The organism is Corynebacterium sp. (assembly GCF_052107835.1).
Taxonomy (GTDB): Bacteria; Actinomycetota; Actinomycetes; order Mycobacteriales; family Mycobacteriaceae; genus Corynebacterium.
The window spans coordinates 24,726-36,409 of the sequence record NZ_JBQEDF010000032.1; the positions used below are offsets into that span (position 1 = coordinate 24,726).

Sequence of the window (11,684 nt, forward strand, 5' to 3'; positions counted from 1 at the left end):
ATGCGGGACAGACTCAGGGACCGTTTCCGGACGGACACGGAGGTGGACGCACTGCCGCCGCGTGCGCTCCTCAACATCGTCAACATCCCGGCCAACGCCCCGGTCAGCCCCTGGTGGCTGATCACCCGCCGGATGCTCTACGCCCTGGCGCTGGTACTGGCGGCTTCCCTGGTGGTCTACATCGACCGGGACGGCTACACCGGGGTCGTCACCTTCCTCGACGCCATCTACTATGCGGTGGTGTCCCTGTCGACCACCGGCTACGGGGACATCACCCCGGTCACCCAGGAGGCCCGCCTGGTCAACATCCTGGTCATCACACCCATGCGGGTCATCTTCCTGATCCTGCTCGTCGGCACCACCCTGTCGGTGCTGACCGAGGAGTCCCGAAAAACCCTTCAGATCCGTCGTTGGAGAAAGCACATGCGCAACCACACCGTCGTCATCGGCTACGGCACCAAGGGGCGGGCGGCGACGACCGCGCTGCTCGCCGACGGAGTCCCGTCCTCCCAGATCGTCGTCGTCGACGCGCAGGCGGATGCGCTCGCCCACGCGTCCTCCCGCGGCCTGGTCACCGTGCAGGGGCAGGCGACGTCCTCCGACGTCCTGAGGCTGGCCGGGGTCACCCGGGCCAGGGCCGTGGTCGTCGCGCCCAACCAGGACGACACCGCGGTGCTGATCACCCTGTCGGTGCGCGAGATCGCGCCCGGGGCGACGATCGTGGCCTCGGTGCGGGAGTCGGAGAACTCCCACCTGCTGCGCCAGTCCGGGGCCGATTCGGTGGTGGTCTCCTCCGAGACCGCCGGGCGGATGCTCGGCCTGGCCACCGTCAGCCCCTCGGTCACCGGCATCATGGAGGACCTGCTCAGCCCCGACGAGGGATTCTCCGTGGCGGAACGCATCGTGGCCGAGGACGAGGTCGGCGGCAACCCCCGCAACCTGGAGGACATCGTGCTCGGCGTGGTGCGCTCCGGTGAGCTGTACCGCGTGGACTCCTCCGAGGCGGAGACGGTCGAGCCGGGTGACCGGCTGCTCTACATCCGCGGTATCGCCCACCCCGACCAGAAGGAACAGACAGCACAGTGAGCGGACGACTCGACCAACTGAACCTGGACGCGCTCGACCCCGAGCAGCTCCGGGCCGCGACCGCACCACGGGGACCGGTCAGCATCATCGCCGGGGCAGGCACAGGCAAGACCCGGACGATCACCCACCGCATCGCCCACCTGGTCTCCGGGGGATTCGTCAACCCCGACCACGTCCTCGCCGTGACCTTCACCAACCGGGCGGCCGCCGAACTGCGCGAACGCCTCACGATGATGGGTGTGGCCCGCGTACAGGCCAAGACCTTCCACGCCGCGGCGATGCACCAACTGCGCTACTTCTGGCCGAAGGTCGTGGGGGACACCCCGTGGGAACTCCTGGACTCCAAGTTCCCCCTGGTCGCCAGGATCACCCGGGCCGTCGGCCTGGAACCCGACCGCACCCTGCTCGCCGACCTGCTCGGGGAGATCGAGTGGGCGAAGGCCTCCCTGATCGCCCCGGCCGACTACCCGGCGCACATCGTCCCGGACCGGCGGGACTGCCCGGTCACCCCGCAGGAGTTCGTCCGTATCTTCGACGGCTACGAGCAGGCCAAGGTGACCCCGGACCGGGTGCTGATGGACTTCGACGACCTGCTGCAGTCCATGGCCGGCCTGCTGGAGTCCGACGTGGGGGTCGCCGACGAGTTCCGGGAGCGCTACCGGACCTTCGTCGTCGACGAGTACCAGGACGTCACCCCGCTGCAGCAGCGTCTGCTGGATGCCTGGCTGGGGGACCGTGACGACCTCACCGTTGTCGGCGACGCCAACCAGACCATCTATTCCTTCAACGGTGCCTCACCCGGGCACCTCCTGGGGTTCTCGACGCGCTTCCCCGAGTCGACCACGGTCCGCCTGTTCCGCGACTACCGTTCGACGCCGCAGGTGGTGGACCTGGCGAACAACGTCATCGGACAGGCCAGGGGTCGCGCGTCGGGGACGAGGCTGAAGCTGGAGGGGCAGCGACCGCCCGGACCGGAGCCGGAGTTCACCGAGTACCCGGACGAGTCGGTCGAGGCCGAGGACGTCGCGCACCGGATCGCAGAGCTCATCCGGGACGGCGTCGCGCCCGCCGAGATCGCCGTGCTCTACCGCATCAACGCCCAGTCGGAGGCCTTCGAGTACGCCCTCGACCGGGCCGGGATCTCCTACCAGGTCAAGGGTGGGGACGGCTTCTTCCAGCGCCCCGAGATCCGGCAGGGCATCCAGGCCCTGGGGCAGGCGTCCCGGCGCCTCCGGGCACGTTCGGGGCAGGAGGACCCGGATGCCGCGTCCGCCCCCGTCGGCGACCTGGTCGCCCAGGTGAAGGCGGCACTGCAGCCGGTGGGCCTGAGCCCCACCGAGCCCACCGGTGCGCAGGAACGCCAGCGCTGGCAGTCGCTGGGGGCACTGGTGGACCTGGCCAGCGAGCTTTCCGCCGCCAACAGTGGACTCGACCTCGCCGGCCTGCTGGGTCTGCTGCGAGAACGCGCCGAGGCCAAGAACCCGCCCAGGATGCAGGGGGTCACCCTCGCCAGCATCCACGCCGCCAAGGGACTGGAGTGGGACGCGGTGTTCGTCATCGGCCTCGTCGACGGCACCCTCCCGATCAGGCATGCGTTGAAGGGCTCGCACTCCGAGCACGCCATCGAGGAGGAGCGGCGCCTGCTCTACGTCGGGGTGACCCGCGCCCGCGAGCACCTGCACCTGTCCTGGTCACAGGCGAGGCAGCCGGGTGGCAAAGCGACGCGGCGCAGGACACGGTTCCTGGACGGCATGGTGCCCTGGGAGGCGGCACGGGACGCCGAACGGGCAGCTGCGGCGAAGGCCGGCAACACCGGTGGAAGCCGGGGTGCGCCGAAGCCCCGAGACGTCTGCGGGACCTGCGGGGCCCGGTTGACCTCGCCGGAACAGCGGATTCTCGGGCTCTGCGACGCCCACGCCGGTGACATCGACCAGGTGCTGGTCACCCAGTTGCGTGACTGGCGCAGCGCCACCGCGAAGGCCCGTGGGGTGCCCGCCTACGTGGTGATGAGTGATGCAACGCTGCGCGCCGTGTGCCACCGGGCGCCGACGTCACCGCAGGAACTCGTCCAGGTGGCCGGTATCGGACCGGTGAAGGTCGAGCAGTTCGGGGAGGACATCCTGGGCATCGTCCGGAACTTCACGTGATCGCGCAGGCCCGGCACCCCGGATCGAACTGCGGGACCCGGTGCTCCACCGACAGCGTCGTGGGGTCCAGGAACCGTCGTGTCCCCAACCCCTCCGGCGTCGCCTCCCACAACGGGAGCTCAGCGGCGAGCGCATCCCGGACGACACCGGCGGTCACCACCGCCGCCAACTCGGTGACCGCGGACCCCGTCGGGGGAATACCGGTCGCCGCCTGCGCCCGCACCATCCGCCAGTCCCCGTCCTCGGCGAGGTAGGAACCGTCCATGCAGGACAGGCAGGGGGTACGTCCGGGGCGGACCAGGGGCCCCACCACGACTCCGCCGTCGACGACGGCGCAGGGGAGATGGGGGATCCCCTGGTCCATCAGCCGGTAGGTCACGTCCGGGGCGGGGAACAGCTGCCCGGCGATGACCACCAGGGACTCCGGGGCGATACGCGTGAATGACGCGGAGCCCGGAACCACGGAACCAGCGGCCACCCCGGTGCGCATCAGACTGTGCAGCAGTTCACCGGCCAGGGCCGTCGGCCCGGTCACGAATACCGGCGTCTGCTCCGGCAGGGGCCGGAGCAGGCCCGAGCTGCGGAGGTCAGCGATGATGCCCCGGCAGTGCACGGGGTCGATGCCGCAGTGTCCCAGCCGGTCCTCCAGCTCGGCGACCGTGACCGGCCGGCGTGCCTCGCGGAAGACCAGGAGCACCTGTGTGGCCGCCACCCCCGGTGGCAGGGGGAGGATGAGACTTCGGTCGGGGATGGAGCCGAACTGGAGATGGTCGGGCGGGCGCAGGATCAGGGCCGTCGCCTCGCGGAGCATCACCCGGTCCGCGGTGGCGCTGGTGACACGCGAAGTCATGTAAAATTCCCCCTTGACTGGCCCACACGCTCTCAACGAGCGCCCAACACCGCACGAGTGTAGCGGACAGCAGCGGACGACGGTTCCGGGAATCCGCGGAAAGGTGACCCATGGCGGGACGGCGGAGGACGCCCACCCGGGCTCAGCTCGAGGTCGTGGACGATTTCGCCCCGGACGTCGAGATCCGCCTGTCCGCCCGCAGGGAGCGCACCATCGCCGGGCGGATGGAACGGGGGCGGGTCATTGTCCTGGCCCCGATGTCCATGGATGCGGTTCACCTGCGCAAGAGCACGTCCGACCTGGTCGAGAGGGTCAGACGCAAGCACAGCGTTGCCGCCGGCCAGGAGTCGGACGAGGACCTCCTGCTCCGGGCGGCGGAGCTCAACGACAAGTACCTGGAGGGACGCGCGGAGTTCACGGGCGTGCGGTGGGTGACGAACATGACCCGCCGGTGGGCGAGCTGCTCGGTGGATTCCGGTCGGATCCGGATTTCGGACCGTCTGAAGGAGGTCCCCGGCTACGTGCTTGACTCGGTGGTCATCCACGAACTGGTGCACACGTGGATCCCCGATCATGGCGCGGACTTCCACCTCTGGGCGTCCAGGGCACCGCAGTCCGAGCGGGCGGCCGGCTACCTCGAGGCCTACAGCCGGTGGGGTGTCGGGGACGACGGGAGTCCCGCGGACATCGACTGAGTGTCACGGGAGCCACCGGATGTGATGCTACTTCCGGTCGTCTGAGTCGTCCTCGTCCTCGTCCGAGCCCGGGTCGTCGTCCCCGCTCTCCTCACCGGAGTGAGAATCAGTGCCGGCGTCATGGTCGGAGTCATCCTCCGGCGCGTCGAAGCCCTTGTTCAGCTCCCGCTCCAACTGCTCGATCTCGCTGATCGGGTCGAAGCCGTTGACGTCCTCCACGGACGCCAGGATGGAGTCGATGAACTCGGCCGGGGAGTCCAGGTCGGAATCGACCGGCAGGAAGTCCGGGTGGTTCCACACGTCGTCGCGGCGTTCGATGCCCACCGCCACGGTCAGCCGACGCCACAACTCCGCGGCCTCGGAGGCCTTCGGTGCCGCCAGGCTGATGCCCACGGCCTTCACCAGGGAGTCCATCCCGGGCTGGTCCTTGTCCCGGTAGACCGACCACGCGGCGCCGATGCTGGCTGCCACGGGGAGGCGGTCACCGAGGGCCTCGCCGACCACGAAGTCCACCCAGCCCTCGATCAGGGACAGGCTGGTCTCCAGCCGGATCCTGGCGTGGTCGGTGGAGGAGACGATGGTGGGGGAGAGATCGGAGTTCTGCAGCTGCTGCATCATCTCCTGCATCTTCTCCGGGTCACCCATCATCTCCGGGTTGAAATCCTGGCTGGCCTCCTCGAGCTTGGAGTTGTCGATGGACAGTCCGGTGGCGAACTCCTCGACGTCGAGGATGACGCGCTCGACCAGCCACGGGACGTGCTGGAACAGGCGCAGGTGTGCGGCCTCGCGGGCGGCGAGGTAGATCAGGGTCTCGCGGCGTTCCGCACCGAGCTTCTTCGACAGTTCGTCGAGCTTGCCGGTGGCGATGGCGGCGACGGAGCCGTCGGCCAGCGGGATTCCCCACTGGGTGGACATGGCGACCCCGCCGGCGAGCTCACCGAGGGTGTGCCCGAGCTGCATGCCGAAGTTCATGCCGTTGATCTGGCTGAAGATCCCCATCATCGGGCCCATCTGGGAGCGGATCTCCTCGGGCATGCCCTCCATGGTGGCGTCACCGAGTTTCTCGGCCAGCGGGTTGATCACCCGCTTCCACCTGGGCAGTGTCTCGTCCAGCCACTGCGAGCCGGTGAAGGCGACCGAGCCGGTGGCTCCGGCGGGCAGGGTGGTGGCCTCGTCGAGCCACAGTTCCACGAGCCGCACGGACTCGGCCACGACCTGGCTGTCCTTCTCCGGCGGGTGCTTCTTCGCTGCCGGCCCGTTGAGCTGCTGGCGGGCGATGCGTTCGGCCAGGGCGTAGTTGACCGGGCCCTGGGCGTCCGGGGAGTTCATGTCGCGGCCGAAACCACTGAGCATGGAACCGAACTGGCCGAGGATGTCGCCGAGTCCCGGTCCCTGCCCGTTCTCCCCGTTCATGCCGGATGGGCCGCCCTGACCGCCGGGGCCGAAGAGGAAGCCGAAGGGGTTGGCGCCGAATCCGAAGGGGTCGTTGTTGTTACCGTCGTTTCCGGAATCGCCGTTTTCACCTTCCCGGCGGCGGCGTTCGTCGTCTGACTCGTCGTCGGGACCGTTGAAACCGAATCCGAAATTGCTCATGCCCCGACACTACCTGCGCCGCCTCCGGTGCCCCACCGCACTGCGTGCGCTCACAGCGAACATGTGGCGAACCCGCAGGACTGTGGAGGTCGGTCATGGGGCGCAAGGTATGTAGAGTGTTCGGGGTGAGTTCCAGCACCCCGAAAACCAACAAGGCCAGCGGTGACGCCCCGGGGCCGGACGCGCCCGAGGATCGGGCGGGCGTCTCGGCTGGTAAGCGGCGTATCCGCACGGTCGCCATCGGTCTCGTCCCGGTCGTGGCACTGGTGGCGTTGCTGGCTGTGCCGACCATCCCCGGAACGGACATCGATCTCACGGTGCCCTACGCCTCCGAGGGCGAGGGCCCGACATTCGACACGCTCGGCGAGGTCGACGGCACCCCGGTCGTGGAGATCACCGGAACCGAGGCGGATCTCGACCAGTCGCCGGAGCAGTCCGGTGATCCCGGCCAGCTCAACATGACCACGGTCGCGGTGCGCACGAAGCTCAGTCTCGCGGAGGCGATGCGCCGTTGGTTGGCCAGCGACGACACGCTGGTCCCGGTCGAGCAGGTCATCCCGTCGGACTCCACGCCGGAGGAGGTCTCGCGCCGCAACGCGATGGCCTTCGCGGCGTCCGAGTCCAATGCGACGGTCGCGGCGATGGGGCACCTGGACCGCCCGTTGGAGACAACGGTCTACGAGATGGACGAGGACGCCCCGGCCGCCGGGATCCTCCGTGAGAACGACGTCATCACCGCGGTGGGGGATACCGAGGTCAGTGTGCCCGGGGAGGTGGCGGACGCCATTTCCGGGTACGACCCGGGCGATGAGGTCGAGCTGACGCTGCGCCGGGGGCAGGAGGAGCTGACCGAACAGGTCACCCTCGGTGAGCTCCCCGAGGAACTGAAGGAGGACGGGGCGCAGGACGCCCCGGACGCCGGCGCGACCGAGGGTGCCTACCTGGGTGTCACGATGGTGGCCCAGCCCGCCGGGGACCTGAAGGTCCGCTACAACCTCAAGGACATCGGCGGGCCCAGTGCTGGCCTGATGTTCTCCTTGTCGGTCGTCGACCAGTTGTCGGAGGGGGACATGACGGGCGGGAACTTCGTCGCGGGAACCGGGACGATCTCCGCCGACGGCTCGGTGGGCAAGATCGGGGGCATCACCCACAAGATCTCCGCGGCCCAGGGCGAGGGCGCCGATGTGTTCCTCGTCCCGGAGGGCAACTGCGCGGAAGCTGCGGGACGCGACTACGACGGCGACATCGACCTGCTCTCGGTCGATTCGCTGGATGGCGCCGTGGACGCCCTGGAGGAGTACAGCAACGGCGGGGACCCGGAGACCTGCAGTTAGCTGATTCCTCAGTCCTCGAAGGTGTAGCGCAGCATCGCGGTCACCCCGGGGGCGAGTTCGGATCCCTCGAGCCCGCCGAGCAGTTCCACCTTGTCCTCGGCGAAGGGGTCATCCGCCAGGTCGGCCTCGGAGGGACGCAACTGCAGCAGCGTGCGGTCCGGCCCGTCGTCGATGACGCCGGTGAACAGCCGGGCCTGCCGGGGGTCGGACGCTGCGGAGTCCTCCGCGGAGTTCCGGAACACGATCTCCTGGGCGAGGACCGCCCCCACGACGACGTCCGGCCAACGCACCGTGGAGATGTACTCACCCAGTTCGTCGGACCCCGGGAGGATGTGGTCCGGCAGGTCGTCCTGGACGACCAGTGCCAGGGGGGCCTCCGGGGCGCCGTCCTCCGGGGCGTCGTTGTCCCCGGACGCCAGGACGTCCTGCACGAGTTCCGCGGGAACCAGCGCGAACAGGGTTGCGGGGCGGTCCCAGCCCTCGGCGTGGACGAAATCGACGGCCTCGCGCAGGGCGGCGTTCAGCGGGCGGTCGTCGGTGGAGAAGTTACTGGCGTTCATCTTTGGGATACCTCACGATGATGGCATACAGTTGCTGTCAGTACTCTAGACGTAGACAACTACGTCGTCGGATGCCGCCTCGCCGAACGCCTGTGCGTGCCGGGTGGGCGTCTGACCCCTGACCGACAGCAGGAGAAAACCGAAACCTTGACCATCCCGGCGATTCCCAAACCAGGACGCAGATCCAAGATTCTCGGCATCATCGCCGTGATTATCGCTCTGTTGTTCTTCCTTGTCCCGGTCTTCGTCACGAACTACACAGAACTTCAGTGGTTCCGGTCGATTGACTTCCAGGCGATCTTCCTCGGCGTGCTCGCCACCCGGGTGATCCTCTTCATCGTCTTCGGACTGGTCGCGGCGGTGATCGTGTGGGGCGCGTGCTTCGCGGCCTTCCGCGCCGCGCCGAAGGAGTCCGGCCCCGAGGACATCGCGGACATCTCAGACATCTCCGACATCGGACTGGGGGGCGAGGGCTCCCCACTGACCGAACACCGCCAGGAGATCCGGAAGGCGCTGAAGCCCTTCCTCGTCATTGTCCCCCTGATCGCCGGTGTGGTCACCGGCATGATCGCCCAGGGCAACTGGCGGACCGTGCGACTGTTCTTCTCCGGCAGCGACTTCGGTGTCGAGGACCCGCAGTTCCAGATGGATTTGGGGTTCTACGCCTTCACCCTGCCGCTGCTCGAGTTCGTGCTCAGCACCGTCTCCATCCTGGTCATAGTGGCGTTCCTGGTGAACCTCCTGGGTCACTACCTGCTCGGCACGATCACCACCGGCAACCCCCGGGTGGGGGAGAAGGCGAGCATCGGTTCGCCGGCGCGCAAGCAGCTCGTCATCATCGCCGGCATCTGGATGCTGCTGAAGGCGGTGGACTACTGGTTCCAGCGCTACGGCCTGCTCAACAAACAGCACGACACCTTCACCGGTGGTTCCTACACCGACATCAATGCCCTGCTGCCCGCGAAGATCCTGCTGCTGGTCGTGGCGGTGTTCGTCGCCGCGATGTTCTTCAGCTCGATCATCCTGAAGGACCTGCGCGTCCCGGCGCTCGCCGTGGCACTGATGGTCGTCGCCAACCTCGCCATCGGTGTGGGCTGGCCGGCGATCATGGAGCAGTTCTCCGTCAACCCGAACCGTGCGGAGAAGGAGCGGGAGTACATCGCCCGCAATATCGAGTCGACGCGTCAGGCCTACGGCATCGAGACCGCCGAGGATTCTTCCCGGGAGGACTACGAGAATCCGGACGGTCAGGTCACCTACGAGCGTAACTGGGGTGGGCAGACCTCCGGTGACGAGAGCGAGCGCCGGTCCATCGCCGATGACGACGCCACGCTGTCCAACATCCGTCTGCTCGACCCGGACGTCCTGTCGCCGACGTTCACCCAGCAGCAGCAGCTGCGCAACTTCTACGGTTTCCCCGACGAGCTGGCCGTGGACCGCTACGAGGTCGACGACGAGATGCGCGACTTCGTCGTCGCCGCGCGCGAGATCGACCCGAACTCGCTGTCCGGCAACCAGACTGACTGGATCAACCAGCACACGGTCTACACCCACGGCAACGGCTTCATCGCCGCGCCGGCGAACACCGTCGACGAGGTCGCGCAGGACGCGGCGTCCGCTCGCGGTGGCTACCCGGTCTACACGGTCGCCGACCTGCAGAACATGGAGAACGAGGACGGTTTCGCCGGCGAGCTGGACATCGACATGGAGCAGCCGCGCACCTACTTCGGTCCGGTGATCGCCGATGGCGACGAGCCGAACTCCGACTACGCCATCGTCGGTGACGACGGCTCCGGCAACGACCGTGAGTACGACACCGACAACTCCAACTACACCTACACCGGCGACGGTGGCACCGACGTCTCCAACATCTTCAACCGCGCGGTGTACGCCGCGAAGTTCCAGGAGATGAACATCCTGTTGTCGGATGTCATCGGTGATGACTCGCAGATCCTGTACGACCGTGACCCGCGCGAGCGCGTCCACAAGGTCGCACCGTGGCTCACCACGGACTCCAAGACCTACCCGGTCGTCCTCGACGGCCGCATCAAGTGGGTCGTCGACGGTTACACGACCCTGGAGAACCTGCCGTACTCCGAGCGCACCGAGCTCGACTCCGCCACGGAGGACACGCTCACCGAAGATCCCGCGTCCCAGCAGCGTGCCGTCTCCAACGAGGTCAGCTACATCCGTAACTCCGTCAAGGCCGTCGTCGACGGCTACGACGGTTCCGTGGACCTCTACGAGTTCGACGAGGAGGATCCGGTCCTCAAGGCATGGGAGGGCGTCTTCCCCGACGTCGTCCAGCCGAAGGAGGAGATCAGCGATGAGCTGATGGAGCATCTGCGGTACCCGGAGGACCTGTTCAAGGTCCAGCGTGAGTTGATCGCCAAGTACCACGTCGACGATCCGGGAGTGTTCTTCACCAACGACGCCTTCTGGTCCGTCCCCGGTGACCCGACCGCACCGGAGGGCCTCGAGGAGCTGGCGCAGCCGCCGTACCACGTGGTTGCCACCGACCGCGAGACCAACCGGCCGAGCTTCCAGCTGATCACCCCGTTCCGTGGTCTGCGCCGTGAGTTCCTGTCCGCCCACATGACGGTCAGTTCCGACCCGGAGACCTACGGCCAGATCCACGTCCGCCAGCTGCCGACGAACACCCAGACCCAGGGCCCGAAGCAGGCGCAGGACACGATGATGTCCTCGGACGAGATCGCCCGTGAGCGCACGCTGCTGGAGGGCACGAACACGCTGACCAACGGCAACCTGCTGACCCTGCCGGTCGGTGACGGCCAGATCCTGTACGTCGAGCCGGTGTACTCGCAGCGTGCCGACCAGGAGTCCGCGTTCCCGAAGCTGCTGCGCGTGCTGGTGAGCTACAACGGTCAGGTCGGCTACGCGCCGACTGTCGCCGAGGCGCTGGACCAGGTCGGCATCGACCCGGACGCGGTGACGGAGATCGCCGAGTCCGGTGGCGAGGCCGCCGACGAGAACGCCGCTACCGCCGACGGTGGCGAGGACGACTCGGATGAGGCCGGTTCGGACGATGAGTCCGACGAGCCGACCACGTCGACGCCCGCTCCCTCCGAGGGGACCGGCGACAGTGGAAGCTCGGACTCGGAGCCGTCCGACGACCAGATGGCCGCTATCCGCGATGCCATGGAGGCCGTGAACGACGCCCGGGAGAACGGCACCTTTGAGGAGTTCGGCCGCGCACTCGACGAGCTGGACTCCGCCGTGGCTGACGCACAGTAGCCCCTGGTCAGCCGGTTGGCGCGGCGCGATTTCACATCGCGCCGCGAGTGCGTTAGAGTAAAGGAGTCGCCGACAGAGGTCAGTGCCCACGGGCAGTGTGACTGAGTCGGTAACCCGTCGCGGGGTGGAGCAGCTCGGTAGCTCGCTGGGCTCATAACCCAGAG

8 protein-coding genes are annotated in these 11,684 nt (G+C 68.0%); 5 read left to right on the plus strand and 3 right to left on the minus strand.

All coding sequences use genetic code 11. The annotated features are described in order from the left end of the window. Together ACTIL2_RS09240 and ACTIL2_RS09245 are read left to right on the plus strand one after the other, a co-directional pair. Positions 1-1,086, plus strand: coding sequence for a potassium channel family protein (locus ACTIL2_RS09240; RefSeq protein WP_442337169.1), 1,086 nt, complete (start codon positions 1-3; stop codon positions 1,084-1,086). Next, positions 1,083-3,233, plus strand: a complete 2,151-nt coding sequence (locus ACTIL2_RS09245; protein WP_442337170.1) for an ATP-dependent DNA helicase UvrD2 — start codon at positions 1,083-1,085, stop codon at positions 3,231-3,233. The genes ACTIL2_RS09240 and ACTIL2_RS09245 overlap by 4 nt, the downstream gene beginning before the upstream one ends. Here the strand turns inward: ACTIL2_RS09245 and ACTIL2_RS09250 are convergent. Next, positions 3,226-4,083, minus strand: coding sequence for a TOMM precursor leader peptide-binding protein (locus tag ACTIL2_RS09250; protein WP_442337171.1), 858 nt, complete (start codon positions 4,081-4,083; stop codon positions 3,226-3,228). The genes ACTIL2_RS09245 and ACTIL2_RS09250 overlap by 8 nt on opposite strands. A gap of 110 nt (positions 4,084-4,193) precedes the next feature. Here ACTIL2_RS09250 and ACTIL2_RS09255 point away from each other — a divergent pair, with 110 nt between their 5' ends. Further along, positions 4,194-4,778: a M48 metallopeptidase family protein gene (locus ACTIL2_RS09255; RefSeq protein ID WP_442337172.1), complete on the plus strand. Its 585-nt coding sequence runs from the start codon at positions 4,194-4,196 to the stop codon at positions 4,776-4,778. A 27-nt stretch (positions 4,779-4,805) separates the two neighbouring features. Here the strand turns inward: ACTIL2_RS09255 and ACTIL2_RS09260 are convergent, their stop codons facing one another. Further along, entirely contained in the window at positions 4,806-6,371 is a 1,566-nt protein-coding gene (locus ACTIL2_RS09260; RefSeq protein ID WP_442337173.1) for a zinc-dependent metalloprotease, read from the minus strand. A 116-nt stretch (positions 6,372-6,487) separates the two neighbouring features. On the opposite strand from ACTIL2_RS09260, the gene ACTIL2_RS09265 reads away from it, so the two are divergent. Then, positions 6,488-7,705 (plus strand): YlbL family protein, encoded by a 1,218-nt coding sequence (locus tag ACTIL2_RS09265; RefSeq protein ID WP_442337174.1) that lies wholly within the window; start codon positions 6,488-6,490, stop codon positions 7,703-7,705. An 8-nt stretch (positions 7,706-7,713) separates the two neighbouring features. Here ACTIL2_RS09265 and ACTIL2_RS09270 read toward each other — a convergent pair whose 3' ends face one another. Next, positions 7,714-8,265: a PPA1309 family protein gene (locus ACTIL2_RS09270; RefSeq protein WP_442337175.1), complete on the minus strand. Its 552-nt coding sequence runs from the start codon at positions 8,263-8,265 to the stop codon at positions 7,714-7,716. Between the two features lie 147 nt (positions 8,266-8,412). Here ACTIL2_RS09270 and ACTIL2_RS09275 point away from each other — a divergent pair, with 147 nt between their 5' ends. Next, the gene (locus tag ACTIL2_RS09275; RefSeq protein WP_442337176.1) at positions 8,413-11,520 is read left to right on the plus strand and encodes a UPF0182 family protein; all 3,108 of its coding nucleotides are present in this window, start codon (positions 8,413-8,415) and stop codon (positions 11,518-11,520) included. Positions 11,521-11,684: the final 164 nt, after the last annotated feature.

Bases quoted from the DNA above. Each gene is read 5' to 3' on its own strand.
- ACTIL2_RS09240 (WP_442337169.1), top strand. From the start codon at position 1: ATGCGGGACAGACTCAGGGACCGTTTCCGGACGGACACGGAGGTGGAC.
- ACTIL2_RS09250 (WP_442337171.1), bottom strand. From the start codon at position 4,083: ATGACTTCGCGTGTCACCAGCGCCACCGCGGACCGGGTGATGCTCCGC.
- ACTIL2_RS09255 (WP_442337172.1), top strand. From the start codon at position 4,194: ATGGCGGGACGGCGGAGGACGCCCACCCGGGCTCAGCTCGAGGTCGTG.
- ACTIL2_RS09260 (WP_442337173.1), bottom strand. From the start codon at position 6,371: ATGAGCAATTTCGGATTCGGTTTCAACGGTCCCGACGACGAGTCAGAC.
- ACTIL2_RS09270 (WP_442337175.1), bottom strand. From the start codon at position 8,265: ATGAACGCCAGTAACTTCTCCACCGACGACCGCCCGCTGAACGCCGCC.